Source organism: Candidatus Enterococcus moelleringii (assembly GCF_017377575.1).
In the GTDB taxonomy this organism is placed as follows: Bacteria; Bacillota; Bacilli; order Lactobacillales; family Enterococcaceae; genus Enterococcus_A; species Enterococcus_A moelleringii.
Genome location: NZ_JAFREM010000025.1, coordinates 43,843 through 70,411 on the forward strand (window position 1 = coordinate 43,843; position 26,569 = coordinate 70,411).

Annotated in this window: 26 protein-coding genes; 24 read left to right on the forward strand and 2 right to left on the reverse strand. The window is 40.9% G+C overall.

Translation table 11 applies throughout. The features are described from left to right. The first annotated feature begins 27 nt into the window (after positions 1-27). From ftsE to JZO70_RS15255, 19 genes are all read left to right on the forward strand, one after another. On the forward strand, positions 28-717 hold the full coding sequence (ftsE, locus tag JZO70_RS15165) for a cell division ATP-binding protein FtsE (RefSeq protein ID WP_207674513.1): 690 nt from the start codon (positions 28-30) through the stop codon (positions 715-717). Then, positions 710-1,594, forward strand: coding sequence for a permease-like cell division protein FtsX (gene ftsX / locus JZO70_RS15170; protein WP_207674514.1), 885 nt, complete (start codon positions 710-712; stop codon positions 1,592-1,594). Before ftsE ends, ftsX begins: the two co-directional genes overlap by 8 nt. 128 nt (positions 1,595-1,722) lie before the next feature. Continuing rightward, a complete protein-coding gene (cls, locus tag JZO70_RS15175; RefSeq protein ID WP_207674515.1) occupies positions 1,723-3,174 on the forward strand; it encodes a cardiolipin synthase in 1,452 nt (483 codons plus the stop codon). A 70-nt stretch (positions 3,175-3,244) separates the two neighbouring features. Further along, positions 3,245-4,093 carry a phosphate ABC transporter substrate-binding protein PstS gene (locus JZO70_RS15180; RefSeq protein WP_207674516.1) on the forward strand — a complete coding sequence of 283 codons (849 nt, stop codon included), beginning with the start codon at positions 3,245-3,247 and terminating at the stop codon, positions 4,091-4,093. A 245-nt stretch (positions 4,094-4,338) separates the two neighbouring features. Beyond that, the gene (pstC, locus tag JZO70_RS15185) at positions 4,339-5,307 is read left to right on the forward strand and encodes a phosphate ABC transporter permease subunit PstC (protein ID WP_207674517.1); all 969 of its coding nucleotides are present in this window, start codon (positions 4,339-4,341) and stop codon (positions 5,305-5,307) included. Further along, positions 5,300-6,187, forward strand: a complete 888-nt coding sequence (pstA, locus tag JZO70_RS15190) for a phosphate ABC transporter permease PstA (protein WP_207674518.1) — start codon at positions 5,300-5,302, stop codon at positions 6,185-6,187. Before pstC ends, pstA begins: the two co-directional genes overlap by 8 nt. A 10-nt stretch (positions 6,188-6,197) precedes the next feature. Beyond that, on the forward strand, positions 6,198-6,998 hold the full coding sequence (gene pstB, locus JZO70_RS15195; protein ID WP_207674519.1) for a phosphate ABC transporter ATP-binding protein PstB: 801 nt from the start codon (positions 6,198-6,200) through the stop codon (positions 6,996-6,998). 17 nt (positions 6,999-7,015) lie between these two features. Beyond that, the gene (gene pstB / locus JZO70_RS15200; protein WP_207674520.1) at positions 7,016-7,771 is read left to right on the forward strand and encodes a phosphate ABC transporter ATP-binding protein PstB; all 756 of its coding nucleotides are present in this window, start codon (positions 7,016-7,018) and stop codon (positions 7,769-7,771) included. A gap of 37 nt (positions 7,772-7,808) precedes the next feature. Further along, positions 7,809-8,486, forward strand: coding sequence for a phosphate signaling complex protein PhoU (phoU, locus tag JZO70_RS15205; protein WP_207674521.1), 678 nt, complete (start codon positions 7,809-7,811; stop codon positions 8,484-8,486). 211 nt (positions 8,487-8,697) lie between these two features. Further along, entirely contained in the window at positions 8,698-10,080 is a 1,383-nt protein-coding gene (locus tag JZO70_RS15210) for an MATE family efflux transporter (protein ID WP_242703968.1), read from the forward strand. Between the two features lie 255 nt (positions 10,081-10,335). Beyond that, entirely contained in the window at positions 10,336-11,874 is a 1,539-nt protein-coding gene (liaX, locus tag JZO70_RS15215; protein ID WP_207674522.1) for a daptomycin-sensing surface protein LiaX, read from the forward strand. A gap of 25 nt (positions 11,875-11,899) precedes the next feature. Beyond that, entirely contained in the window at positions 11,900-12,202 is a 303-nt protein-coding gene (locus JZO70_RS15220; RefSeq protein ID WP_207674523.1) for a PspC domain-containing protein, read from the forward strand. Beyond that, positions 12,202-12,564, forward strand: a complete 363-nt coding sequence (locus JZO70_RS15225; RefSeq protein WP_207674524.1) for a phage holin family protein — start codon at positions 12,202-12,204, stop codon at positions 12,562-12,564. The genes JZO70_RS15220 and JZO70_RS15225 overlap by 1 nt, the downstream gene beginning before the upstream one ends. Before the next feature lie 119 nt (positions 12,565-12,683). Further along, positions 12,684-13,625: an HPr(Ser) kinase/phosphatase gene (gene hprK, locus JZO70_RS15230; RefSeq protein WP_207674525.1), complete on the forward strand. Its 942-nt coding sequence runs from the start codon at positions 12,684-12,686 to the stop codon at positions 13,623-13,625. Beyond that, positions 13,622-14,455: a prolipoprotein diacylglyceryl transferase gene (gene lgt, locus JZO70_RS15235; RefSeq protein ID WP_207674526.1), complete on the forward strand. Its 834-nt coding sequence runs from the start codon at positions 13,622-13,624 to the stop codon at positions 14,453-14,455. Before hprK ends, lgt begins: the two co-directional genes overlap by 4 nt. A gap of 53 nt (positions 14,456-14,508) precedes the next feature. Next, on the forward strand, positions 14,509-15,525 hold the full coding sequence (locus tag JZO70_RS15240; protein ID WP_207674527.1) for an NAD(P)H-dependent glycerol-3-phosphate dehydrogenase: 1,017 nt from the start codon (positions 14,509-14,511) through the stop codon (positions 15,523-15,525). Between the two features lie 22 nt (positions 15,526-15,547). Next, positions 15,548-16,447 carry a UTP--glucose-1-phosphate uridylyltransferase GalU gene (gene galU / locus JZO70_RS15245; RefSeq protein ID WP_207674528.1) on the forward strand — a complete coding sequence of 300 codons (900 nt, stop codon included), beginning with the start codon at positions 15,548-15,550 and terminating at the stop codon, positions 16,445-16,447. A 286-nt stretch (positions 16,448-16,733) separates the two neighbouring features. Beyond that, the gene (locus JZO70_RS15250; protein ID WP_207674529.1) at positions 16,734-17,162 is read left to right on the forward strand and encodes a DUF948 domain-containing protein; all 429 of its coding nucleotides are present in this window, start codon (positions 16,734-16,736) and stop codon (positions 17,160-17,162) included. A gap of 14 nt (positions 17,163-17,176) precedes the next feature. Further along, positions 17,177-17,746, forward strand: coding sequence for a YtxH domain-containing protein (locus JZO70_RS15255; protein WP_207674530.1), 570 nt, complete (start codon positions 17,177-17,179; stop codon positions 17,744-17,746). A gap of 85 nt (positions 17,747-17,831) precedes the next feature. Here the strand turns inward: JZO70_RS15255 and JZO70_RS15260 are convergent, their stop codons facing one another. Continuing rightward, positions 17,832-18,932 carry a M24 family metallopeptidase gene (locus JZO70_RS15260; protein ID WP_207674531.1) on the reverse strand — a complete coding sequence of 367 codons (1,101 nt, stop codon included), beginning with the start codon at positions 18,930-18,932 and terminating at the stop codon, positions 17,832-17,834. Positions 18,933-19,128: 196 nt separating this feature from the next. On the opposite strand from JZO70_RS15260, the gene ccpA reads away from it, so the two are divergent. Continuing rightward, positions 19,129-20,130: a catabolite control protein A gene (gene ccpA, locus JZO70_RS15265; protein ID WP_207674532.1), complete on the forward strand. Its 1,002-nt coding sequence runs from the start codon at positions 19,129-19,131 to the stop codon at positions 20,128-20,130. An 84-nt stretch (positions 20,131-20,214) separates the two neighbouring features. Here ccpA and JZO70_RS15270 read toward each other — a convergent pair whose 3' ends face one another. Then, on the reverse strand, positions 20,215-22,638 hold the full coding sequence (locus JZO70_RS15270; protein ID WP_207674533.1) for a transglycosylase domain-containing protein: 2,424 nt from the start codon (positions 22,636-22,638) through the stop codon (positions 20,215-20,217). A gap of 190 nt (positions 22,639-22,828) precedes the next feature. On the opposite strand from JZO70_RS15270, the gene tyrS reads away from it, so the two are divergent. From tyrS to JZO70_RS15290, 4 genes are all read left to right on the forward strand, one after another. Further along, on the forward strand, positions 22,829-24,091 hold the full coding sequence (gene tyrS / locus JZO70_RS15275; RefSeq protein ID WP_207674534.1) for a tyrosine--tRNA ligase: 1,263 nt from the start codon (positions 22,829-22,831) through the stop codon (positions 24,089-24,091). Between the two features lie 54 nt (positions 24,092-24,145). Further along, complete coding sequence (locus tag JZO70_RS15280) at positions 24,146-25,054, forward strand: AEC family transporter (RefSeq protein WP_207674535.1); 909 nt, start codon at positions 24,146-24,148, stop codon at positions 25,052-25,054. 28 nt (positions 25,055-25,082) lie between these two features. Further along, a complete protein-coding gene (locus JZO70_RS15285) occupies positions 25,083-25,973 on the forward strand; it encodes a deoxyribonuclease IV (protein WP_207674536.1) in 891 nt (296 codons plus the stop codon). A gap of 246 nt (positions 25,974-26,219) precedes the next feature. Beyond that, positions 26,220-26,438 (forward strand): YneF family protein, encoded by a 219-nt coding sequence (locus tag JZO70_RS15290; protein ID WP_010759945.1) that lies wholly within the window; start codon positions 26,220-26,222, stop codon positions 26,436-26,438. The last annotated feature ends 131 nt before the right edge of the window (positions 26,439-26,569 follow it).

The window sequence follows — 26,569 nt, forward strand, 5'->3', positions numbered from 1 at the left end:
AATTTAAGAGGATATGGAGAGATACCCATGATTGAAATGCAAGATGTGGTGAAAAAGTATCCCAATAAGACTACGGCGGTCCGTGGCCTTACGGTCAATATTGATCAAGGGGAGTTTGTTTATGTTGTTGGTCCCTCTGGGAGTGGGAAATCAACCTTTATCAAATTGATGTACCGGGAAGAAAAAGCAACATCTGGGAAGAAATTAGAAGTTGCTGGACATAATTTATTAAAAATTAAGAATCGCGATGTCCCTTATTTGCGTCGGGATGTCGGCGTAGTCTTCCAGGATTTCAAATTGCTGCCCCGCAAAACCGTGTATGAAAATGTTGCTTATGCGATGCAAGTAATCGGGCGCAAACCTCGCGATATTAAAAAGCGAGTAATGGAAGTTTTAGATTTAGTCGGCTTAAAGCATAAAGTCCGCGTTTTTCCAGGCGAATTGTCTGGTGGGGAACAGCAGCGGGTGTCGATTGCGCGAGCAATTGTCAATACACCGAAAGTATTAATCGCTGATGAACCAACTGGAAACCTTGACCCTGAAACCTCATGGGATATTATGAAGCTGTTAGAACGCATCAATGCCCAAGGGACAACGATTGTCATGGCAACCCACAACAAAACAATTGTTGATACGATGCGTCATCGTCTGATTGCGATTGAGAATGGCTTGATTGTTCGAGACGAAGCGGGAGGGGAATACGAATTCGATGATTAGAAATTTCTTCCGACATTTGCTGGAAAGTATGAAGAGCTTAAAACGTAACGGATGGATGACCTTAGCTTCTGTAAGTGCGGTTACCATTACCTTGACGTTAGCTGGTGTCTTTTTAGCAATCATTATGAATGCAACCAAATTAGCACAAGACGTTGAAGGCAATGTCGACGTGACTGTTTTCGTGGATATTGGTACCACAGAAGACGATTTAAAAGAGATAAAAACAGAATTAGCCGATATTTCTCATGTAGAAAAGGTGCAGTTCTCCAGCAAAGAAGATCAATTGAAAAAAATCCAGGCGACTTTAGGTGATGCTTGGGATCTGTTTGAAGGAGATAACAACCCTCTATATGATGTTTATGTGGTAAGTGCAACAGATTCTCAGTACATTAAGCCGGTAGCTGATCAAGCAAGTCAACTAACCAATGTTAACCGAGCCGATTATGGCGGAAGTTCAGCCGATCGGATTATTACGATGGCTGGTGTTGTCAGAACTTGGGGATTAGCTGCAGCTGCTTTACTAATCTTTGTGGCGATTTTCTTAATTTCCAATACCATTCGGATTACAATTATTTCCCGCAAACGGGAAATCCAAATTATGCGGCTGGTAGGTGCCAAAAACGGCTATATTCGTTGGCCATTTTTCTTAGAAGGCGGCTGGATCGGATTAATCGGATCAATCATTCCGATTCTAATTCTGACTTATGGCTACAAGGAAATTTATGAATTAGCTGCGCAATATCTAGTGGCGTCTAACATGTATTTACTGACGCCCGGCAATATTGTTTGGAAATTAGATATATTGATGGCAGTTGGAGGGTATTTGATTGGATCTTTAGGGTCGATCATCTCCATGCGTCGTTTCTTAAAAATTTAAAAAACAAAGCTAGTGTTGGTGATCTCTTTCGCCAACACTTTTTTAGCGGTTGCTGGATGCTGAAGGGGCATTTACTGTTTACATTCAGTGGCTTCTTCGCTATTCTTTAAAGGAAGGAGTAGTGGGAAATGGTGAATTTTTTGTTGGGACATATGGGCCTTATATTTCTAATCGTAAATACGATCTTATCGCTGGTTATTGTTTTTCGTGAGCGAAAAGATACCGTGACTACTTGGGCATGGCTGTTAATTCTAACCTTCCTGCCGGTGGTTGGTTTTGTCATGTATATTTTTCTAGGCAAAGGAATCTCAAAGGAACGCATCTTTGATTTGAAAATGCAGACCAAAGTCGGTATGAATGTCGAGATCGAACAGCAGCAGCGGGCCTTGGCTCGAGGTCTTTTTCCTAAACCTTCTACCAACCAAGTGGATCCTAAACAGTTAATTTATATGCTGACGATGTTTGAAAGTTCACTATACACGACGAATAACGAGGTTACCCTGTATACTGATGGTAGAGAAAAATTCGACGCACTCTTAAACGACATCCAGCAGGCTACGTTACATATCCATATGGAGTACTATATATACAGAAGCGATGCTTTAGGTGTAGAGGTGCGCGATGCGCTGACTGCTGCAGCCAAGCGAGGCGTGAAAGTCCGCTTGTTGCTGGATGCGTGGGGTTCTACTCAAGTAAATCGCAAGTTCTTTGCTTCGTTGTTGGAAGCAGGCGGTGAAGTAGAATTCTTCTTTCCATTGTTTGTGCCTTACTTGAATCCCCGCATGAATTATCGGAATCATCGTAAAATTGTGGTGATTGATGGGAAAATTGGCTATACCGGCGGTTTCAATGTTGGTGATGAGTACTTAGGTTTGGTGGATCGATTTGGTTACTGGCGGGATAATCATCTCCGGGTGCATGGCGATATTGTTTATTCACTGCAGAACCGTTTTTTGATGGACTGGAATTCTCAGCATAAAAACGAAGTGCTGTACGAACCGATTTATTTTCCGGAAATTGAATCTGAAGGTCGCTGCGCCTTACAAATTGTTACTAGTGGACCAGACAGCGAGCATGAACAAATCAAGATGACTTACTTGAAAATGATTAATTTAGCTAAAAAAGAGATTTTGATTCAAACACCTTATTATATCCCAGACGACTCAATCCATGAAGCGCTAAAATTGGCGTTGCTTTCCGGGGTGAAGGTGCGTATTCAGATCCCCAATAAGCCGGATCATATACTGGTTTATTGGGCTACCTATTCATTTGCAGCTGAGCTGTTAGAATATGGTGCGATAATTGAAACCTATGAGAATGGCTTTATTCACGCGAAAACGGTGATTGTGGATGAAGGAATTGCTTCCGTTGGTTCAGCCAATATTGATGTTCGTTCATTCCAGCTGGATTTTGAAGTAAACACGGTTATTTACGATAGCCAAATTGCCGCTGAGGTCCGGAATGCGTTTTTCAAGGATTCTGAATTATCGCAAGTCTTAACTCAGGAGCGCTATGATCAGCGCGGTTTAGTGATTAAGTTTAAGGAAGGCATCGCGAGACTAATCTCACCATTGTTGTAAAAATACCTCTTGCTCTTTAAAAAGGAAATGGTACAATAAACTAGCTTATTTTATTAAAAGGAGAATCCTCATGAAAAAATGGTTACTGCCCCTCTTAGGGACTGTACTTTTATTGTCCGGCTGTTCTAAATGGATCGATCGTGGCGAATCAATCACAGCAGTTGGATCATCAGCATTGCAGCCGTTAGTCGAAACAGTTGCGGAAGAATACCAAAGTGAAAATCCAGGGAAATTTGTTAATGTCCAAGGCGGCGGTAGCGGAACTGGCTTAAGTCAGGTTCAATCTGGTGCAGTGGAAATTGGTAATTCAGATGTATTTGCTGAAGAAAAAAGCGGAATCAATGCTGATCAGCTGACAGATCATAAAGTTGCTGTAGTCGGTATTACTCCAATCGTTAACAAGAATGTTGGCATTACTGATATTTCTTTAGAAAACTTACGTAAAATCTTTTTAGGCGAAATCACCAACTGGCAGGAAATCGGTGGAACCGATGAAGATATCGTTATTTTGAACCGGGCATCTGGCAGCGGAACTAGAGCAACCTTTGAAAAATGGGTGCTGGATGGACAAACAGCTATTCGTGCTCAGGAGCAGGATTCCAGTGGGATGGTTCGGCAAATTGTTGCCGACACACCAGGAGCAATCAGCTACACAGCCTTTTCTTATGTTAGTGATGATGTGCAAACGTTGAGTATTGATGGTGTTGAACCAACAGATGAAAATGTCACTGAGAATAAATGGCAAATTTGGGCCTATGAACACATGTATACAAAAGGAACGCCAAGCGAGCTAAGCGCGGAATTTTTAGAATATATTCAATCAGATGCAGTGCAGGAACGTGTGGTTCCTCAACTAGGCTATATCCCAATCTCAGCTATGAAGGTGGAACGAGATTGGCAAGGAAACGTAATAAACTGAGGCAGCTGTCCTCAGTTTTTTCTTTTGCAAAAATCTCTGTTTAACTTTCACAATAAAAAGGCTGGATAAAGGTTCAGTCAAGACTCAAACTCACTTTAAAGTCAAAAGGTTAATTACTTCAAGTATCTAAAAAAGTGAGCTAAAATTGGGTGAAAGCCTATTCTTCGACTGAATTTACACAATCTTTACAATTGTCATCCAAGCTTCACACAAGGTTTAACAGAAATTGACGTTCACCTTGTAAAATGAACCCGATAGATTATCGTATAGGAGGAATATCCTTGGAGAATGAAGAAGTAAAAAAAGCACTCACCACAAAATCAAAAAGAGCGCGTATCGAACAACGAGGACGGTTGATCAGTTTTATCTGTATCGCGTTAATTGTGTTTGTTGTAGGTGCTATCTTCTATTTTGTTGCCAGCAAAGGTTTGGCTACATTTTTTGTAGATAAAATTAATGTGTTTGATTTCTTATTTGGAACGGTTTGGAATCCTAGCGCAACTGGACCAGATGGCCAACCGCTAGTCGGAGCGTTACCAATGATTGTCGGATCGTTTATTGTTACTTTTTTGGCGGCGCTTGTTGCAACACCTTTTGCCATTGGTGCAGCGGTCTTTATGACTGAAATTTCGCCTAACAAAGGACAAAAGTTTTTGCAGCCGGTGATTGAATTACTGGTGGGAATCCCGTCAGTCGTTTATGGATTTATTGGTTTGACTGTCATCGTTCCGATGGTCCGTTCGGTTTTTGGCGGAACTGGTTTTGGGATTTTGTCAGGAACCTTTGTATTATTCGTTATGATTTTACCAACGGTAACCACGATGACTGTGGACACGTTGAAGTCTGTACCCCGTTATTATCGTGAAGCTTCCTTAGCTTTAGGAGGAACACGTTGGCAAACTATTTACAAAGTGGTGCTGCGGGCAGCGATTCCCGGGATTTTAACAGCCGTGGTATTCGGTATGGCACGGGCATTCGGAGAAGCCTTGGCAATTCAGATGGTTATCGGGAATGCGGCGTTGATGCCTACCAGCTTGACCACACCAGCTTCAACTTTAACATCGATCTTAACGATGGGCATTGGTAATACTATCATGGGCACTGTAGAGAACAATGTTCTGTGGTCGTTAGCGTTGATTCTATTGTTTATGTCTTTAGTCTTCAATATTTTGATTCGCTACATTGGTAAAAAAGGAGAGATAAAGAATGGATAAAGCCAAACGCGCGGATAAGATTGCTACAGTAGTCTTATATATTATCTCCGGATTGATTGTTTGTATTTTAGCTTTTCTACTATTATATATATTGGTTCGCGGCGTGCCGCATATCTCGTTAGAATTTTTGACTTCACCTTCTAAAGCTTATCAAGAAGGCGGCGGGATCGGGATTCAATTGTTCAACTCAATTTACTTACTGTTCATTACGATGCTAATCAGTTTTCCAATTTCTTTAGGCGCAGGGATTTATTTGTCTGAGTATGCTAAAGATAATTGGGTAACTGGCTTGATTCGTACATCGATTGAAATTTTGAGTTCATTGCCATCAGTGGTAGTTGGTTTGTTCGGTTTCTTAGTATTTGTTATTCAGTTTGGTTACGGCTTTTCAATTCTGTCAGGTGCTTTAGCGCTGACTTTGTTCAACCTGCCGCTGCTAACAAGAAATATTGAGGAATCACTGCGTGCGATCCATTATACTCAGCGGGAAGCCGGACTAGCTTTGGGTCTGTCACGCTGGGAAACAGTCACAAAAATTGTTGTTCCGGATGCATCTCCAGGAATTTTAACCGGGATTATTTTGAGTTCAGGGCGGATCTTTGGTGAAGCGGCAGCTTTGATTTATACCGCTGGACAAAGTGCACCAGCCTTAGACTTTTCAAATTGGAATCCTTTAAGTGTTTCAAGTCCCATCAGCATTTTCCGGCAAGCGGAAACGTTGGCGGTTCATATTTGGAAAATCAACACCGAAGGAACGATGCCAGATGGTGCCAGTGTTTCTGCAGGGGCATCGGCTGTTTTAATTATTGCAGTATTACTGTTCAACTTTGGAGCGCGGGCCATCGGCAAACGTCTCCACAAAAAGATGACTTCAGCATAAGGAGAATTCGATGAAAGAATACAATTGGGAAGAACGCAACATTATCCATATGCCTGGAGATGTCGTTCTCCATACAGAGGATTTGCACGTTTTCTATGGTGAGAACGAAGCAATCAAAGGTGTCGACTTAGAATTTGAAAAAAATAAAATCACAGCCTTGATCGGTCCTTCCGGTTGTGGGAAATCGACGTATCTGCGTTCACTGAACCGGATGAATGATGGGATCAGCAGCGCTAGCGTAACGGGTAAGATCATGTATAAGGGTGTAGATGTGAATGCTGATAACATTGATGTTTACGAAATGCGCAAGCGCATCGGCATGGTGTTCCAGCGGCCAAATCCTTTTAGTAAATCAATCCGCGACAATATTACTTTTGCCTTGAAGCAGCATGGGGAAAAGGATAAGCACAAGTTAGAAGAAATGGTAGAAACCAGCTTAAAACAAGCGGCTTTGTGGGATCAAGTAAAAGACAACTTGGACAAAAGCGCTTTGGCCTTGTCTGGTGGACAACAACAGCGTTTATGTATTGCACGGGCAATTGCCATGAAGCCAGATATTTTACTGCTGGATGAACCAGCCAGTGCCTTGGATCCTATTTCAACTGGGACAGTGGAAGAAACCTTGACGCAATTGAAGGATGACTATACGATCATCATCGTGACCCACAACATGCAGCAAGCAGCACGTATCAGTGATTACACGGCGTTCTTCTACTTAGGGCACGTGATTGAGTATGATGAAACCCGCAAAATCTTCACCCGACCAAAAATCCAGGCTACTGAAGATTATGTTTCTGGTCACTTTGGTTAAGAGACGGAGGAAAATGAATGTCTAAGATTATTACTTCCAAAGACCTGCACCTGTATTATGGGAAAAAAGAGGCCTTAAAGGGAATTGATTTATCTTTTAATGAAAATGAAATCACCGCGATGATTGGACCTTCCGGTTGTGGAAAATCCACATACTTGCGTTGCTTGAACCGGATGAATGATCTGATTCCTGATGTAACAATTACCGGCAGTGTGGATTATAAAAATCGGGATATTTATAGTCCCAAAACTGACACCGTCGAATTGCGCAAGCAAATCGGCATGGTGTTCCAGCAGCCAAATCCTTTTCCATTTTCCATTTACGAAAACATCGTTTATGGGTTAAAATTAAAAGGTGAAAAAGATAAAGCGAAATTAGATCAAGTTGTAGAAGAAAGCTTAAAAGCAGCATCAGTTTGGAATGACGTGAAAGACAAACTGCATCAAAGTGCTTTGTCTTTATCCGGCGGACAGCAGCAGCGGGTATGTATTGCCCGGGTTTTGGCGGTTAATCCAGAAATTATTTTAATGGATGAACCAACTAGTGCTTTAGATCCAGTCTCAACTGGGAAAATTGAAAACATGCTGCTGGAGTTAAAAGAACGCTATACAATTATTATCGTAACTCACAACATGTCTCAAGCTTCACGAATTTCAGACAAGACTGCTTTCTTTTTGCAAGGTGAGCTGATCGAGTTTGATAAAACGAAGAAAATCTTTTTAGATCCCGCCAAACAAGAAACAGAAGATTATATCTCCGGTAAATTTGGCTAAGAAACGATTTTGAAAAATAAAACTAAGGAGGGAAACAATGCTACGTACACAATTTGAAGAGGATTTATTGAATCTCCACAACCAGTTTTATGAAATGGGGATGGTGGTTTCCAGTGCAGTCCACAAATCGGTGCGCTCCTATATTGATCATGATAAGAATCTAGCTCAAGAGGTTATTGACAATGATATTAAGATCAATGATATGGAAGTAAGATTGGAAAAGAAAAGCTTTGAAATGATTGCTTTGCAGCAACCAGTGACAACTGACTTGCGGACGATTATCACCATTATGAAAGCTAGTTCTGACTTGGAACGAATGGGAGATCACGCCGTTTCGGTGGCAAAATCAACCATTCGTCTAAAAGGAATGCCGCGGATTCTAGAAGTGGAAGAAGTCATTTCAGAAATGTCTGATTACGTGAAAAAAATGGTAGATAACGTCTTGATCGCGTATGTAAAAACCGATGAAAAAGACGCTCGCATGATCGCAAAAATGGATGAGCGGGTAAATGAGTACTTCAAACAGATTTACAAAATGACGACGGATACGATGGAAAAACAATCGGAAACCATTATCAGCGGGACCGACTACTTGAATGTAGCCAGCTATTTAGAGCGTATTGGCGACTATGTTACCAATATTTGCGAATGGATTGTTTATCTGGCATCAGGTAAAATTACTGAACTAAACAGCAATCGCGACGAACAATTTTAACATCAAGACACGTCTTCGGGCGTGTCTTTTCCCGTTTATACATACTTTTTTATTGGTTTGTGATTAAAAATAGCAAAATCTGCTTGAAAAAAGCAAATTGATTTTGTAGAATAACGATAACAGAATAATGCTTATTAAAGCCCGTCTTTTGCTATTTTCACGACTTAAAATAGTAAAAGGGGGCTTTTTCTGCGAGAAAGAGGGTTAAAAAATGAAAATGAACAAAATGGCTGAAAAGCCAATGCCGTCGCTTTTATTCGGGATGGCACTGCCACCGATGGTTTCTATGTTGATTCAATCACTTTATAATATTGTTGATAGTATGTACGTAGCGCAAATTAGTGAAGGAGCGCTAACGGCGGTATCGATTGTCTTTCCGATTCAAAGTCTGATTATTTCAGTTTCGGTGGGAATTGGTGTAGGGGTGAACTCTTACATCTCTCGAAAACTTGGAGAGCAAGATAGCAAAGAAGCCAATAGTACAGTTGCACATGGTATGCTGCTGGCGACAATTGCTTCAGGAGTTTTCTGTCTGTTTGGTTTAGTCGGGACCGAACGTTTTTTAGAAATGTTTACCAATGATGCCGCGATTTTTGCGGATGCGGCCAGCTATATGTATATTGTAGTCTACTTCAGCTTTACTAGTTTCTACTATATATTAATAGAAAAGATTTTCCAATCCACCGGGCAAATGAATGTGCCGATGATGATTCAAGTGGTCGGAGCAGTGACTAACATAGTCTTAGATCCGATTATGATTTTCGGCTGGTTTGGCTTCCCAGCACTGGGAGTAGCTGGAGCGGCTATTGCAACAGTGACCGCGCAATTTATTTGCATGCTGTTGTCGTTTTACTTCCTATTGAAGAAAAATCAGGAAGTGACCTTAAAACTGCGAGAATTCAAATACAATTTTGAGACGATTAAACAAATTTTGTTTATTGGTATTCCCAATACTTGTATGAATGCTTTAGGTTCATTTCTAGTAATGGGCTTAAATGCGATTTTGATTTCTTTTTCCACTACGGCGGTTTCTTTATATGGTGTTTACTACAAACTGCAGACCTTCGTATTTATGCCAGTCAGCGGATTGACTCAGGGCGCTATGCCGATCATGGGCTATAATTATGGCCGCAAAGATCCATCGCGACTGCTGCATTGCTTGAAGATGTGTATTGTGGCAGCCTTAGGTATTATGATTGCTGGCGTATTGCTTTTCCAAATTTTCCCAGCTCAGCTGTTGCAGCTGTTTAACGCTTCAGAGGATATGCTGGTAATCGGGATTCCGGCTTTACGCATTATTTCCATCAGCTTCATTCCAGCTACCTTTGGCTTTATTTTGCCCACTTTGTTTCAATCGATGGGCAAAGGCAAAGAATCGCTGGTGGTTTTCCTGCTGCGTCAGTTTTGTATTACTATGCCGTTAGCTTGGGCACTAAGCAAGATTTGGGGCTTAAACGGCATTTGGTTTTCCTTCATTATTGCTGAGACGATTGCTGCGTTGGTTTCCGTCGCCTTCTTCAAACGATTGTCTAAACGGGATCGCATATTAAGCAAGCAAGAGCCGGAAAAAATAGTTACCAGTGAATTCAGCTAGTCTGATAATACTGGAAGATTTTGTGACTTTTTGCTAAACAATTATTTTGAAGCAATCGATTATCATGACAAAAAGCCTTGAATTCGTTACACTTTCAGTAGTTGTAATGAATTCAAGGCTTTTATTTTGGATAGGTCTCGCGAGTTGGAGAAAAAGATAAGCCTTTAGTCCTATGACAAATCACAAAAAACATTGCATAATAGGTACATAAGTTAAGTAACCCAAACGTTTGATTGCTGAAGGAGGCAATTTTTTATGAATGAAAGACAAAGAGTTTTAGAATTAGTGAAAAAAGGAATCATCTCAACTGAAGAAGGTTTAGATTTATTGGAAAGTATGGCGAAAGCCAAAGACGAAGCACAGATTGAACAGGATGCCGATAAGGTTGATTCTTACCACCGTGACCAAGCCGCTAACTTAGTGGATGACTGGGAAAACGGAACGGAAGAAAAATCAGCAGCTGACGAAGAGTTGGAAGATTTAGAAGCCTACTTTGATGAGTTGGCAACTGAAGCCAATCAAATTTCGGCTAAGATCGATGAAATCAATCGTGAAAAGCAAGAAGTCAAAGCTGACATCCGTGAGAAAAAAGAAGTCTTGATGGAACTGAACACCAAAGAAGAGCTAGATGCTCTATCAGAAGAAGACGAAGCGATCCGCGAACGAGTGGAAGCTGAAATCAAAGTTTGGGAAGAACAGCTTATACGTTTAGAAAATCAAGAAATGGAACAAAAAGAAGCTTTAGAATCGATTCGTGAAGATCAAGAAAGCCGCACCAAACGTCCTTACGTGAATTTTGAAATTCCAGAAGATTTGAAGGAACAAGCATCAGAAACCTTCAATCAAGTCGGTGAAAAGCTAGGCGAAGCCGGTGTGCAATTTGGCAAGTTTATGAAACAAGCGATTAAAACAGTTTCCGAAACAGTCGAAGAAAATGTTGACTGGAAAGACATTAATGTTAAAGTTCCTGGCGTTGCAACAACCAAGTTTGAACACCAATTTTTATACAGCGATGTTCAACCAACGTTAATTGATGTAAAATTAGCCAATGGGAAAGTGATTTTTAAGGCATGGGACGAAGAAGATATTAAAGTCGATGCTAAAATCAAGCTTTACGGCAAGATGAATGAAGCGACTCCATTGCAATCCTTTATGGAACGCAGCCAAATCGAAGTCAATGACGAACATATTACCTTCCAAGTACCAAACAAACGAGTAAATGCTTCGTTAGTTTTCTACTTGCCAAGACGTACCTACGATCATGTAGCAGTGAAATTGCTAAACGGCGACTTGCTGATTGAAGAAATGGACGCAAAAGATGTCTATGCTAAATCAACCAATGGCAATATTGTATTCAAACGAATCAATGCCACTATGTTAGAAATTCAAGGTGTGAACGGCAACATTGAAATTCGCGATGGAAAAATTTTGGATTCTATCATTGAAACAGTCAACGGAACAATTTCTTCCAGAGCAACTGTTCAAAACTACGGGATTTCATTAATCAACGGTGATGTAAAACTAACTGTTGGACATGATAGCTTGAAAAAAATTAAAGCAAGCTCGGTTAACGGAAACGTTAAAGTATCCCTACCTAAAGAATTAGGCTTGGAAGGAATTGCCAAGACCAGCTTGGGAAATATTAACCACCGCTTATCAGACTACGAAGTGGTTCGTGAGAAAAAAGAAAAAACCAATCGTTTGCTGCAATTCAGAAGAACCAAGGATGACATGGCACAAATCGATGTTTCGACAACTACAGGAAGTATTTTCTTGAAAGATTTTGACAAATAGGGAATAATAGGAAGGAAGATTATATATGCAAAAGAGACTAACAAAATCAAGGAGCAACGTGGTACTGACAGGTACCTTAGCCGGAATCGCAGAATACTTCGGCATTGATCCTACCATTGTTCGTGTCATTTATGTCTTCTTATGTTTGTCTGGCGCGCCGCTTTTATTATACCCTATATTAGCAGTGCTTATCCCAGCTGGACCAAAGACTAATTCTTATGGTCACAACAACCCTTACTACGGTCGTAACACTAGCCAAAAGAAGACAAAGACAAAAGAACGCAAACACGCAGAACCTGTTGACGACGATGACTGGAGCGATTTCTAATGACCTACTTACAGCGCGTTATAGCTAATACATTGATTTTCATTTCATTGTCCGTAATATTTCCTGCACATATATTTGTAGCAAATATTTGGGTAGCTATTCTCGCAAGCTTTATCTTGTCTATTCTCAATACGCTGGTAAAACCAATATTAACGCTGTTGTCTTTACCGCTAAACTTATTGACCTTTGGACTGTTCAGCTTTGTGATCAGCGCTGGTATGTTACAACTGACTTCCAGCATTGTGGGAAGTTACCGCTTCGGCTTTGCAAGTTTTGGAACGGCTGTATTGGTGGCTGTCGTAATGGCAATCGTCAATGTGATTGTTTCCGAACATTATCTTGATAAATATACAGATCGCTAACCAGAAGACTTTTTCGTCTTCTGGTTTTTCATTTTTGTCTCAGAAAAATGGCATTACCTAGTAACCCTCTTCAATAAATGATAAAATAGAACGGAAACTTAAAAGAAAGAGGGGCTCAAATGTCTGAAACAGTAAAAGTGAAAGAATTAGTTGAAGCACTTTCATTAGAAGTAGTAACCGGCGATGAAGCCAGCTTGGAACGGGTCATCGTAACTGGTGATATTTCACGTCCGGGTTTGGAATTAACTGGATATTTTAATTACTATTCTCATGATCGGCTGCAGCTGTTTGGAAATAAAGAAATTACCTTCGCGGAACGGATGATTCCTGAAGAACGACTCATGGTTATGCGAAGAATGTGCAGTGAAGATACACCAGGCTTTATTGTATCCCGTGGCTTAACACCGCCAGAGGAAATGATCCAAGCGGCTAAAGAACACGGAATTGCTGTCTTGCGCTCACCGATCGCTACTTCCCGTTTGCTAGGTGAAATATCCAGCTTCTTAAATGGCAGCTTGGCACCACGGACCAGCGTTCACGGCGTTTTAGTGGACGTGTATGGGTTAGGTGTCTTGATCCAAGGGGACAGCGGCATCGGAAAAAGCGAAACAGCACTGGAATTAGTTAAACGCGGACATCGTTTAATCGCCGATGACCGGGTAGATGTTTATCAACAGGATGAATTAACCTTAATCGGTGAACCGCCGAAAATTTTGCAGCATTTAATTGAGATCCGCGGAGTAGGTATCATTGATGTGATGGATTTATTTGGTGCCAGTGCAGTGCGTGGTTCGATGCCAGTACAATTGGTAGTTTATTTGGAAAACTGGGCCAAGGATAAAAAGTATGATCGTTTGGGTAGCGACAATACAGCAGTGGAAATTGCCGAAGTAAATGTTCCGCAAATTAAAATACCAGTCAAAACGGGACGAAACGTGGCGATTATTATTGAAGTTGCGGCCATGAATTTCCGGGCGAAAAGCATGGGGTATGATGCGACGAAGACCTTTGAAAATCGTTTGACTGCTTTGATTGATGAAAATTCGGGGCAAAATGAATGATTGCCCAAGTTAATCGGGTCGCCTTTGAAGTGTTCGGGTTGGAAATCTATTGGTATGCCATCATTATTGTTTCGGGAATTGGGATTGCGTTATGGCTGGCATCCCGGGAGGCAGTTCGGGTTGGCTTAAAAGAAGACGATATGACCAACTACTTGATTTGGGCGCTGCCAATTGCCATTATTGGTGCCCGGTTGTATTATATTCTGTTTGACTTGGGGCCTTATCTGGCTGATCCAAGTCAAATATTTAATATTCGCAGCGGCGGCTTGGCGGTTTATGGCGGCTTGATTGCGGCAGTGATCGTTTTGTACTTTTACACGAAGTATCACTTTATTGATCCGTGGTTGTTTTTAGACGTTTGTTCTCCTGGTGTGATTTTGGCGCAGGGCATGGGACGCTGGGGCAACTTTATGAACCACGAAGCTTATGGTGGAGAAACCACTCGCAGCTTTTTGGAAGGCCTGCATATTCCGCAATTCATTATTGACAATATGTATATTGATGGCGCCTATCGTCAGCCGACCTTTTTATATGAATCCCTTTGGTGCTTATTAGGCTTTGTACTGCTGCTGGTTTTAAGAAAGAAAACTACGATTTTCAAACAGGGAGAAATTTTCTTAAGCTATGTCGGCTGGTACAGCTTCGCCCGTTTCTTCATTGAAGGAATGCGGACAGACAGCTTATATCTATTTGGCAGCTTGCGGGTATCGCAAGTATTGTCACTAGTACTGTTTGCCGGCGCCCTAATCATTGTCTTCCTGCGACGGAGGAAACAGCCTGCTGTTCCGACGTATTTACGAACACAAGGAAGCGATCAGTACATTGTATAATTTACGACAATCATTTAAAAATATGTTAGGATTAAAGACAGGAGGAACGAACCGTGAAACAAAAAGTTGCCGTTCTAGGGCCTGGTTCTTGGGGAACCGCCTTAGCAAAAGTACTGGCAGAAAACGGTCATGACGTAAGAATTTGGGGGAATAACCCAGCACAAATTGATGAGATCAATACCTATCATACCAATCGGCATTATTTGCCGGATTTGAAAATTCCTGACAGCATTCTAGGCTGTAAAGAATTGAAGGAAGCAATTGATGGGGTGGATGCGGTTCTTTTCGTCGTACCAACTAAAGCAATCCGGATCGTTGCTAAAGAATTTAATAAATTAGTTACTGGCAAGCCAGTAGTTATCCATGCTAGTAAAGGCTTGGAGCAAGAAACGCATAAACGAATTTCAGAAATTTTAGCTGAAGAAGTTTCCACAGAGAACCGCGAAGGTATTGTTGTATTATCTGGTCCTAGCCATGCCGAAGAAGTTGCGGTACATGATATTACAACGATCACTGCAGCGAGCGACAACGAAGACTTGGCAAAATATGTCCAAAAATTGTTCATGAACGAATACCTGCGTATTTATACCAACACGGATGTAGTTGGTGTTGAAATGGGCGCAGCGCTGAAAAATATTATCGCAATTGGTGCCGGTGCGTTGCATGGACTTTCTTATGGCGATGATGCAAAAGCTGCGATTATGACGCGGGGATTAGCTGAAATCAGTCGTTTAGGGGTAGCAATGGGAGCGAACCCTTTAACCTTTATCGGGTTAAGCGGTGTTGGCGATTTGATTGTTACCTGTACTTCGGTGCATTCACGAAACTGGCGAGCGGGTAATTTACTAGGCAAAGGCCATAATTTAGATGAAGTATTAGAAAATATGGGCATGATTGTTGAAGGAGTAGCAACAACTAAGGCAGCCAAAGAATTGTCTGTGACAATGGATGTGCCAATGCCGATCACTGAAACTATCTACTCGGTACTCTATGAAGGAAAGGACGTTCGTCAAGCTTGCACTGATTTGATGCTGCGTGCGGGGACGTTTGAAAATGAATTTACATTATAATCAGAAAGTTGGAGGAAGTAACATGCGTGTAAGAAAAGCTGTGATACCAGCAGCAGGCTTAGGAACTCGTTTTTTGCCAGCTACTAAAGCGATGGCAAAAGAAATGCTGCCGATTGTCGACAAACCGACTATTCAATTTATCGTTGAGGAAGCCTTGAATTCTGGGATCGAAGATATTTTAATTGTAACCGGAAAAGCCAAACGACCAATTGAAGACCATTTTGATGCGAATATTGAATTGGAAATGAACTTAAAGGAAAAAGGCAAAACGGATTTATTAGCATTGGTTGAAGAAACCACTGATGTTAATTTGCACTTTATCCGTCAGTCTCATCCAAAAGGGTTAGGCCATGCTGTATTGCAAGCGAAAGCTTTTGTCGGAAATGAGCCGTTTGTAGTTATGCTGGGTGACGATTTAATGGAAGATAAAATTCCGTTGACGAAACAGTTGGTAAATGACTACGAAAAAACTCACGCTTCAACGATTGCCGTTATGCGTGTACCTCACGAAGATACGTCAAAATACGGGATCATCAATCCTGGCGAAGAAGTCGAAAAAGGCTTGTTCAATGTTAAAAACTTCGTAGAAAAACCAAATCCGAAAGAAGCACCAAGCGATTTGGCGATTATCGGCCGTTACTTGTTAACACCGGAAATCTTTTCTATCTTAGACAACCAAACACCAGGTGCGGGCGGAGAAATTCAATTAACCGATGCGATTGATACCTTAAATAAAACCCAACGCGTCTTTGCCCAAGAATTTACCGGCAAACGTTCCGATGTGGGCGATAAATTCGGCTTCATGACCACTAGTATCGAATATGGCTTGACTCACCCTGAAATTAAAGATAAGTTGGCTGACTATATTGTTAAACTAGGTAAAGAAATTGAAGGCAGCAAACCAAAAGCATCAAAAAAATAAATTCGTAAAAAACAGCAGCTGCGGTTGCTGTTTTTTTTCGGAAAAAATTTTCCTATTCATAAATGCTCTAGGAATTGCAACGTGTCGTTGACCTATTAGTAACACTTTGTTGTAATGAACAATGATTGGACAAGAAATTTAGGTAAGCTAGATCACTATTCGAATGATTGAAGCTAGCAGTAATTTTTCTTCCAAGGATAAACTTTTGTTTAATGAGGGATGAATGGTATAATAAAGGTTAGTAAATAAAGGTTTTTTGACAGAAAATGAGCAAGGGAGTGTTCGGATGAGTTTAGGAGGCGTTGCTGCTCTCATTGCAGCTTTAGCATTCGTTGTATTGGTTGTCTTTTTAGTGAAAGTACTGAACCAAGTCGCCAAAACGGTGGAAAAAGTCGATACCACAGTAAAAGAAGCAAATACAACGATTAGTGTGTTAACCAAGGATGTTGACTTGTTAATGCAGCAGGTGGAAGGCTTGCTGGTAAAAAGCAATCATCTGTTGAACGATGTCAATGGGAAAGTGGCAACAATTGACCCGTTGTTTACTGCCGTAGCGGATTTAAGTGAGAGCGTATCAAACTTGAACCATGCGAGCCGCAACTTAACCAGTAAAGTAGCTACTGTTGGAAAAACAACGGCGAAGGCGAAAGTTGCTGGCAAGGTTGGAGAATCAACCATGAAGTTTTTCAGAAATCGTAAACAAACTAACGTATAACAGGAGGAATTACTATGGGAAGAAAAAAAGGCGGATTTTTATTAGGAGTACTAATTGGCGGAACAGCTGCCGCAGCAACTGCTTTACTATTAGCACCTAAATCAGGCAAAGAATTGCGTGACGAATTAGCAAGCAAAACTGATGACTGGCGTGATCTGGCTTCGGATTATACAGAAGATATTGTTGAAAAAACCAGCGAAATGAGTGCTGTGGTTAAAGAAAAAGCCTCTGACTTAACCAATCAAGCAACTGAGTTTGCTTCTTCAGTAAAAGGAAAATCAGAAGATGCCGCGGATGATCTAGAAGATATCCATGCTGATCTGTTCGATGATTTGAAACAACAGAGCTCTGACTTATCAGATCGCTTCCGTAAAGCCGCTGACGAAGCGCAAGATGTAGTGGAAGATGCAGCTGAAGATATTGTCCTTGACGCTGATGAGGTCCAATCTGATGCCAAAGAAACGGTATCTGAAGGGGCACAGGAATTAAACGTCAAAGCCGAAGACTTGAAAGACTCTGAAAGCTTTGAAGAAATCAAAGAAGAGATAAAAGAAGAAGTTGAAAAGAACAATCCTGAACAATAAATTCCATTAAAAAAAGTTGTCCCTCGAAAAAAAGGGGCAACTTTTTTTATTGAGCAGCTTATCACTCAAAACGATCGTGATTATTTTATAAGATAATCAGCTCTTTTGAAGTTTTGGTAAATGGAATGCAGCCGTCTTTGGTGACAAAGATACAGTCTTCAATTCGAACACCTACATCATTTGGCAAGTAAATTCCTGGTTCGATTGAGAAGCACATGCCTTCTTTGATTTCCATGTCATTTCCGCCCACGATTGATGGGAATTCGTGGATCGTGGTTCCGATACCGTGTCCTAAACGGTGATTAAAGTATTCACCGTAGCCATAGCCTTCAATTACATCTCGAGCAATTTTATCTAATTCAGCTGCGGTAATTCCTGGTTTCACCGCTTCTTGGGCCTTTAATTGCGCTTCAAGAACAATATCGTAAATTTTCTTTTGATGATCAGTTGGTTTGCCGCAAGCAACCGTTCGAGTTGCATCGCTGCAGTAACCATTGACAATTGTACCAAGGTCGAACAGCACCAATTCATTTTCCTTCACCGTGTTTTTACCTGGTGAGCCATGAGGACTAGCTGCATTTGGTCCAGCTAAAACTTCCGTCGGGAAAGACATTTCTTTGACGCCTTGTTTCTTTAATTCGTATTCGATTTCAGCGACAATTGATTCCTCTGTTGCTCCGGCTTTAACTAGCTTAAAGCCAATTTCAAACGCTAAATCAGCAGTCGAACCCGCTTCAACTAAAAGTTGACATTCTTCTTCGGTTTTGTATAATTGCAATTGTTGCACGAGTGGAGTTAAGTCAGCAGAAAAGTCAGTGCTGGTAAAGGCATCAGCCAATCGCTGATAGCGGTCCAAGACTAGCTGGCCCTTTTCGATAGCCATTTTCTTTGGTGCACCATAGCGTTTATTAATTTCTGCTACGATAATCGCCCAAGGATCTTCACTGTCTAAATAGCCGATTACATCATAGGCCCAGCTGCTTGCTTTAGCATCTTCGACCTCTAAGCCAGGTGCAAATAAAAAGGGATCTTTTTCTAAAGGAATGAAAAGCGCTAAAATTCGTTCCATCGGATTGCTGTCAAAGCCTGAGAAATAGGCGATGTGGCTAGGATCAGACACATAGGCTAGGTCGACTTGATTGGATGACATCCATTTACGTAGTTCTGACACTTTTTCTTGATTCATTGTTATCCTTCTTTCTTTTAAGCTTACGAATATTGTATCACTTAGGGCCTTTTCTGCAAAACAATATTAGAAAACGCTTGCAAATATTTTAATAATTTAGAGTAAAACGGTTGCAATCGGAGAAAAGACGTGCTATTATCTTTAGGAAATGTAAATGAGATTTTCTGAAAACATATAGAGATAGGAGAAAAATCAAATGGAAAAACAAACAATTACAATTTACGATGTTGCCCGCGAAGCAAATGTTTCAATGGCAACCGTTTCACGGGTAGTTAACGGCAATCCTAACGTTAAACCTACTACACGCAAAAAAGTTTTGGAGGTTATCGATCGTCTGGACTACCGTCCGAATGCAGTCGCTCGTGGACTAGCAAGTAAAAAGACAACAACTGTTGGGGTAATTATTCCTGACGTCAGCAACATGTTCTTTGCTTCATTGGCACGAGGCATTGACGATATTGCAACAATGTACAAATACAATATCATTCTAGCAAATTCTGATGGTGAAACATTAAAAGAAGTGAACGTGTTAAACAACCTGTTAGCGAAACAAGTAGACGGAGTTATTTTCATGGGTCATCATATTACAGATGAAATCCGTGCTGAATTCTCTCGTTCAAAAACACCAATCGTTTTAGCTGGTTCAATTGATCCAGACGAACAAGTAGGCAGTGTAAACATTGACTATACAACAGCAACTAAAGATGCAACTGATGTTTTAGCTAAGCATGGCAACGAAAAAATTGCCTTCATCAGCGGACCATTAATTGATCCGATCAACGGACAAGCACGTATGAAGGGCTATAAAGAATCATTGGCTGAACATGGTCTTTCTTATAATGAAGGCTTAGTTTTTGAAGCAGCCTACAACTTTAAAGAAGGCTTAGCTTTGACTGATCGTGTATTAAACAGCGGAGCAACTTCAGCTTTTGTAACGGATGATGAATTGGCTATTGGTCTATTAGATGGTTTACTTGATAAAGGTGTTAAAATTCCTGAAGATTTTGAAGTCATCACCAGCAACGATTCATTGTTAACCGATGTTGCTCGTCCACGCTTAACCAGCGTTACTCAGCCGTTATATGATATCGGTGCGGTAGCAATGCGCTTGTTAACTAAAATGATGAACAAAGAAGACATTGAACAAAAAACGATCATCTTGCCTCACGGTGTCGATGAAAAAGGTTCAACTAAATAAACTGCTTTAAAAGCTCTCATTTTTTGAGGGCTTTTTTCTTTGGAATAGAAAAAAACCGAGAGCAGAAACTCTCGGTCGGTGTGGTTAATCATCATCGGTGTCGTCATTGTCATTGTTATTGGCATTATTGTTGTTATTCGTATTGTTGTTTGTATTATTGTTAGTTGTGTTATTGCTGTTGTTGCGGCTGGAACGACGAGTGTCCCAGTAATCCTCATAATTGGCATCTGTGCCGCCAATACCGAATTTGTAAGTATTATCTCCCGGTCCATCTTTGGCCCATAAGGATTCAGATTCACCGCTTGGCACTTGGTAAGTTGTCCCTTCGTGGGTAACTTTGCCAGGTTTCAAACCAGTAAAGGTAGAAACCTTCTCTTTCTTGACGTCGTCAGATAACTTAAAGTCCTCATTAACTCCAAATACTTCCGGTTTAACCCCATAAATACGACCAGCTAGGTAAGCCATATAATTGGCTGTCCGGTTTCCTGCGTTACTATCCATAGGTTGGTTGTCATCTCGTCCAGTCCAGCTCCCTAAGGTAACTGAAGGAGTAGAAACGATCAGCCAGTTGTCGGTATAGTTATCAGTCGTCCCGGTTTTTCCGACCCAGTCAGCAGTACTCAAAGTGTAATTAACACCGCTAAGCAATGCTTTGAATGGTGTCGTTTGTTGTTCCGTAATGACACTGCGCATCATATCGGTCATGATAGTTGCCGCTGCTTTAGAATAGACCTGCACGGGTGCTTCTTGATGTTTATAAATTTCTTTTCCAGTACTGTCAGTAATCGATTCAATTAAGTAGCCTTCTTGATACACACCTTCATTGGCTAATGTTTGAAAACCATTTACCTGGGTTAAGGTTGTGGTTTCAATAGTTCCCAATGGTGCGGATTCGACGCCCCAGTTAGCGGAGCTTGGGAAATTCATTTTCTGCAGGTAGTCATTGTATACATATTGATCTGAACCTTTTTCAGACAGTAAATCTTGATAAACGTGGTAAGCCGGGATATTGGTAGATTCAACCAATGCTTCCCGAGCTGTTTGGAAGGTTCTGGAACCTTCACCGGTAGCATTTCGTAATTCTTTTCCAGCATTTTCACCGTTTTGATACTTCATTGGAAAATCAGCAATTCGTGAACCGCTGCCGATCAATCCTTGATCAATCGCGGGACCATAAACTAAAAGCGGTTTGATGGAAGACCCCGGTTGACGAATCGTGTCAAAGGCATGATTGTTTTGGTTCGTGTTGTAATCTCGACTGCCGACAAACCCGTAAATCCGTCCGGTTTTATTGTCCATCAAAATATTTCCGGTTTCAATCGGTGTCCCTGAGCCATTGTCAAGATATTGCCCATACTCAGCAACAGACATTTGCATAGCATCATGAATATCTTTATCAATGGTGGATTGAACATTTAATCCTTGGTTCTGAATCTTCACTTTTGCTTGTTCAACGTAGCGGGTTCGGACATCGTCGTTGCTATAGTCGCTTTCGCTAACGCCATCTTGTGTTGCTTGCTGTTTAGCTAAAATGCTGACTGCTTCGTTGTAAATGGTGTAGTACAAGAAACCATGTGGTTCAGTTTCAATTGCTTCTCTAGTTTTGAAATCTTTTGCCAGATCATAATTCAAGGCATCTTCATATTCCTGTTGAGAAATAATCTTCTCCCGGTACATATTGAAGAGGACATTGTTTTTCCGTTCCATGCCAATCGAATAGTCTTCTTTTAAATCACCAGTATTGGTATAAGGACTGTACACGATAGGACTTTGCGGCAAGCCGGCAATAAAGGCTGCCTGCGGCAAGTTCAAATCTTTTGCATGTACATCAAAAATGCCTGTTGCAGCTTCTTCTACGCCAGCAATATTTTGACCTTTGTTGTTGCGGCCAAAAGGTGAGACATTTAAATAAGCCGTTAAGATTTCATCCTTGCTTAAATATTTTTCCACATCTAACGCCAGCACAATTTCATTGGCTTTACGCTTAAAGGAAGTTTCGTTGGTTAATACTTGTTGCTTGATTAGCTGCTGCGTCAAGGTAGATCCCCCTGAACCGCCGCCAAAACCGCTGACTTCACTGATTAAGGCCCGCAATACCGCTTTAGGAACGACTCCGTGATGTTCATAAAAATATTCGTCTTCGGTAGCAACGATCGCCTTTTTGATCCAAGGCGAAATTTCATCAGAGTTGACTTTTTGTCTGATGGGGTCAGCACTGATCGTGGCAATTTCTTTATTGTCAGCGTAAAGCAGCTTGGATGATTCCGTGATATCGCCGACGGTTTGCTTAACTTCTTCCTTAGTAGGTGTCGATGTGCCTTCGACTAAATAGGCAAAGTAACCCGCACCAATTCCTAAAGCCAGCATCCCTCCCAGAAATAAAACCAGGATAAGACCAACAAATAGTGATTTTACCACCCGTAGTGTGACATTAATATAAAAAGAAGTACCCACTAAATGCTTGGTAGATCTAGGCTGATTCTTCTTTTCCTTTTTCTTGTGAGCCAAAAAGTTCACCTCATCGATTCTCTATATAATTCTGTTGAATTATAGCAAAGAATGCGAGGGCATAACAAGCACTTGGCGATATTGTAATCAAAACTTCAAATAAACGTAGTCAATTTGAATCTTACGTCTTTTAATTCGTCATTTTTTCGGTTAATATGGGGAAGTATACAACTTTGAGGAGGAAGAAAAAATGAGTTCAGACTTTTTTCAGGAGCTAAAAGACCGGGGCTTAGTCTTTCAGGTGACAGACGAAGAAGCCTTGCAAAAACAATTAAATGAAGAGTCTGTCAAATTATATATTGGATTCGATCCAACTGCTGACAGCCTGCACATCGGACATTTATTACCAGTTTTGACCTTGCGTCGTTTCCAACAAAATGGACACGTGCCTATTGCTTTAGTCGGCGGTGGGACTGGTATGATCGGCGATCCATCATTTAAAGATGCGGAACGTCAATTAAATACATTAGATACAGTAAAATCGTGGTCACAAAGTATTAAAGATCAGCTTTCTGGGATTATTGACTTTGAAAGCAAAGAAAATCCAGCAATTGTAGCGAATAACTACGAATGGTTGGGAGAAGTTTCTTTAATCGACTTTTTACGAGATGTCGGTAAAAACTTCACCATCAACTACATGATGAGTAAAGAAAGTGTCAAACGCCGGATTGAAACCGGGATTTCTTACACGGAGTTTGCTTACCAATTATTGCAAGCTTACGATTTCCTTCAATTATTTGAACGCTATGGTTGTCAGCTGCAATTAGGCGGCAGCGATCAGTGGGGCAATATCACTTCAGGGATTGAATTAATTCGTCGTGAAAAAGAAGCACAGGCCTTTGGGTTAACTATGCCTTTGATTACTAAAGCCGATGGAACAAAATTCGGTAAAACAGAAGGGAATGCAGTTTGGCTTGATGCTGAGAAGACTTCACCTTATGAATTTTACCAATTTTGGATTAATACGGATGACCGGGATGCAGTGAAATTCTTGAAATACTTCACTTTCTTGTCATTGGAAGAAATTGCTGCGATTGAAAAAGAATTTGCCGAAGCACCAGAAAAACGTTTAGCACAACGCACCTTAGCTAAAGAAGTAACAACGCTTGTCCATGGTGCTGAAGCTTATGAACAAGCCGTTCGCATTTCCGAAGCGTTGTTTAGCGGCGATTTAAAAAAATTGACTGCTGGCGAAATCAAACAAGGCTTTAAGGATGTCAAAAGCTACCAAGTAAAAACCGAAGATGATTTGAACTTGGTGGAAATTTTAATTACGGCTGGCATCGAAAACTCTAAACGTCAAGCAAGAGAAGATATCACTAACGGAGCTATTTACGTAAATGGTGATCGGGTGCAGGATTTGACTTACGTTTTAAATGAAGAAGATAAATTGGCTGATACCTTTGTCGTAATTCGCCGTGGGAAGAAAAAATATTTTATGTTGCAGTTTTAAGCAGATGGTTGGCTAAATCTTCGGATTTAGCCAACTCTTTTATAAGGAGTAAAAATGACAAATATTTTGTGGAGTTCGTTGGGACTGTTTCTGATCGTGTTTTTAGGTTACTTAACAAAACGTTTGAATATGTTAAGCAAAGCCGATGGCACGATGCTGTCTATGATTGTGATCAACATTACGCTTCCTGCTGCTATCATCATTAATCTATCACGTTTGGATATCGCTTCTAATTTACTGTTGCTGATACTGGCAGGGATCATCATGAACATCGTGATGATTGGGGTTGGTGCCTTCTTGTCGAAAAAGCAGCAAGCAGTCGAACGCGAGCTGACCATGTACACTGTTTCAGGGTATAATATTGGAAATTTTGCCTTACCCTTTCTTCAGAGCTTTTTGCCGCAAGCGATTCCAGCAATGTCCATTTTTGATATTGGCAACAGCATCATGCTGGCAGGTGGTGCAACCGTTGTGATCGAAACAATCAGTGGAGCTACTAAAGGAAGACCCAGTCTACTTAAGATAGGAAAACGATTGTCTCGTTCAGTGCCTTTTCTATGCTATCTGATCATGCTGGTGATACGAAGCTTTTCCATTGAAATTCCGATGCGGTGGGTGGAGATGATACAACCTATTGCCAGTGCCAATACTTTTTTATCGATGTTCATGATTGGCTTGTTTTTAGAATTGCGCCTGCCAAAAAAGGACTTAGTATTAGTGGTTCGAACGTTAGCCATCAAATACATATTCGGCGGAATAATTGCTGTGATCATTGCAATGCTGCCTTTGCCTTCTACTATTAAGATCGTATTGTGTTTAGTATCGTTAGGACCATTGACGACTTTTGGTGTGGTAAACAGCGTGAAAGCAGGTGCCAGAGCGGAAGTCGTAGGCTTTACCTCGTCCATCAGCTTTTTAATCAGTCTGCCGTTAATGACGGCAATCTTGCTGCTGGTGGTTTAAACAATAGAAATTAGGAGTGAATCAAATTATGTTAATTGGCTCTCATGTTAGTATGAAGGGAAAAGAGATGTTGCTGGGTGCGGCTCAAGAAGCTGCCAGCTATGGCGCATCTACTTTTATGATCTATAGCGGTGCGCCGCAGAACACCAAACGCAAATCAGTGGAAGAAATGAACATCCCAGCCGGCGAAGCGTTTATGGAGGAGCATGGCTTATCCAATATCGTTATGCACGCGCCCTATATCATTAATCTAGGTAATACTACTAAACCTGAAATGTTTGGCTTTGCTGTTCAGTTTTTACGGGAAGAAATTATGCGGGCCGAAGCGCTGGGTGCTACGCAAATCACGCTTCATCCTGGGGCTCATGTAGGCGCCGGCGAAGAAGCAGCATTGAACCAGATTATTAAAGGGTTGAATGAAGTACTAACCAAAGAACAAAAAGCCCAAATCGCTTTGGAAACAATGGCAGGCAAGGGTACAGAGGTTGGTAAGACTTTTGAAGAATTAGCCTATATCATTGAAGGTGTCCATTTAAATGAAAAGTTATCAGTCACTTTTGATACGTGCCACACCAATGATGCTGGCTATGATGTTAAAAACAATTTCGATGGTGTAATGGAAGACTTCGACCGGATTATCGGATTGGATCGTTTGAAGGTTCTGCATATCAATGATTCTAAAAATCCAATGGGTGCTAGAAAAGACCGTCATGCCAATATTGGCTACGGAACGATCGGCTTTGAAGCGTTAAATAAGATTGTTCATGATGACCGCTTTACCCATGTATCAAAAATCTTGGAAACCCCTTATGTTGGAAAAGATAAGAAAACCGCTTATGCACCTTATGGTAAAGAAATCGCCATGTTTAAGGCGCAAAAATTCGACACTGAGGCTTTTCCTGAATTGAATGAAGAATAAAATTAGAAGCAAACATTGCCCGTAAAACAGTGTTTGCTTTTTCTATTGGTAATAAGACAGCTGTATCAAGCACTAATTGAGAAAGATAGCGAACTGGCAGAACAAATGATTGCCGCTAATAATGGAAGCTGTTAGTAAACAGGTGACGATATTCTAAGGAGATCGTCAAGTTTTGGGAAATACCTTTTCTTTTGGTGAAAGTTCTAGTAAAATATGTAGCGAATGTCAAAAGAGAGGAGCGATAAAATGGTATCAACAGGAATCGTTGTGTTGATTGCAGTCATTGCCGCAATATTGGGTGCTGTAGGTGGTTTCTTCTTAGCAAGAAACTGGATGAAAGATTACTTGAAAAAGAATCCTCCAATTAACGAGGATATGTTGCGTCAGATGATGATGTCAATGGGTCAAAAACCTTCAGAGAAGAAAATTCGTCAAATGATGCAGCAAATGAAAAATCAAGACTAAGCAAGTAAGGACAATCATCTTTGGGTGGTTGCCCTTCTTTTTTGAGATAAAATAGATAGGACGGCTTAAGTTGCCAGAAGTTTGCCTACCTTTTGTAAGCAAATAACTCGACAGAAGGCAATTGTAGCAGT

What these genes read in the sequence shown, in the direction of transcription:
- galU (WP_207674528.1), top strand. Translation starts at nt 15,548, where the DNA reads ATGCGTGTAAGAAAAGCTGTGATACCAGCAGCAGGCTTAGGAACTCGT.
- JZO70_RS15260 (WP_207674531.1), bottom strand. Translation starts at nt 18,932, where the DNA reads ATGAATCAAGAAAAAGTGTCAGAACTACGTAAATGGATGTCATCCAAT.
- JZO70_RS15225 (WP_207674524.1), top strand. Translation starts at nt 12,202, where the DNA reads ATGACCTACTTACAGCGCGTTATAGCTAATACATTGATTTTCATTTCA.
- JZO70_RS15255 (WP_207674530.1), top strand. Translation starts at nt 17,177, where the DNA reads ATGGGAAGAAAAAAAGGCGGATTTTTATTAGGAGTACTAATTGGCGGA.
- JZO70_RS15210 (WP_242703968.1), top strand. Translation starts at nt 8,698, where the DNA reads ATGAAAATGAACAAAATGGCTGAAAAGCCAATGCCGTCGCTTTTATTC.
- hprK (WP_207674525.1), top strand. Translation starts at nt 12,684, where the DNA reads ATGTCTGAAACAGTAAAAGTGAAAGAATTAGTTGAAGCACTTTCATTA.
- JZO70_RS15220 (WP_207674523.1), top strand. Translation starts at nt 11,900, where the DNA reads ATGCAAAAGAGACTAACAAAATCAAGGAGCAACGTGGTACTGACAGGT.
- JZO70_RS15250 (WP_207674529.1), top strand. Translation starts at nt 16,734, where the DNA reads ATGAGTTTAGGAGGCGTTGCTGCTCTCATTGCAGCTTTAGCATTCGTT.
- JZO70_RS15180 (WP_207674516.1), top strand. Translation starts at nt 3,245, where the DNA reads ATGAAAAAATGGTTACTGCCCCTCTTAGGGACTGTACTTTTATTGTCC.
- ftsE (WP_207674513.1), top strand. Translation starts at nt 28, where the DNA reads ATGATTGAAATGCAAGATGTGGTGAAAAAGTATCCCAATAAGACTACG.
- liaX (WP_207674522.1), top strand. Translation starts at nt 10,336, where the DNA reads ATGAATGAAAGACAAAGAGTTTTAGAATTAGTGAAAAAAGGAATCATC.
- ftsX (WP_207674514.1), top strand. Translation starts at nt 710, where the DNA reads ATGATTAGAAATTTCTTCCGACATTTGCTGGAAAGTATGAAGAGCTTA.
- pstC (WP_207674517.1), top strand. Translation starts at nt 4,339, where the DNA reads ATGAACCCGATAGATTATCGTATAGGAGGAATATCCTTGGAGAATGAA.
- pstB (WP_207674520.1), top strand. Translation starts at nt 7,016, where the DNA reads ATGTCTAAGATTATTACTTCCAAAGACCTGCACCTGTATTATGGGAAA.
- phoU (WP_207674521.1), top strand. Translation starts at nt 7,809, where the DNA reads ATGCTACGTACACAATTTGAAGAGGATTTATTGAATCTCCACAACCAG.
- pstB (WP_207674519.1), top strand. Translation starts at nt 6,198, where the DNA reads ATGAAAGAATACAATTGGGAAGAACGCAACATTATCCATATGCCTGGA.
- cls (WP_207674515.1), top strand. Translation starts at nt 1,723, where the DNA reads ATGGTGAATTTTTTGTTGGGACATATGGGCCTTATATTTCTAATCGTA.
- pstA (WP_207674518.1), top strand. Translation starts at nt 5,300, where the DNA reads ATGGATAAAGCCAAACGCGCGGATAAGATTGCTACAGTAGTCTTATAT.
- JZO70_RS15280 (WP_207674535.1), top strand. Translation starts at nt 24,146, where the DNA reads ATGACAAATATTTTGTGGAGTTCGTTGGGACTGTTTCTGATCGTGTTT.
- ccpA (WP_207674532.1), top strand. Translation starts at nt 19,129, where the DNA reads ATGGAAAAACAAACAATTACAATTTACGATGTTGCCCGCGAAGCAAAT.
- JZO70_RS15290 (WP_010759945.1), top strand. Translation starts at nt 26,220, where the DNA reads ATGGTATCAACAGGAATCGTTGTGTTGATTGCAGTCATTGCCGCAATA.
- tyrS (WP_207674534.1), top strand. Translation starts at nt 22,829, where the DNA reads ATGAGTTCAGACTTTTTTCAGGAGCTAAAAGACCGGGGCTTAGTCTTT.
- JZO70_RS15285 (WP_207674536.1), top strand. Translation starts at nt 25,083, where the DNA reads ATGTTAATTGGCTCTCATGTTAGTATGAAGGGAAAAGAGATGTTGCTG.
- lgt (WP_207674526.1), top strand. Translation starts at nt 13,622, where the DNA reads ATGATTGCCCAAGTTAATCGGGTCGCCTTTGAAGTGTTCGGGTTGGAA.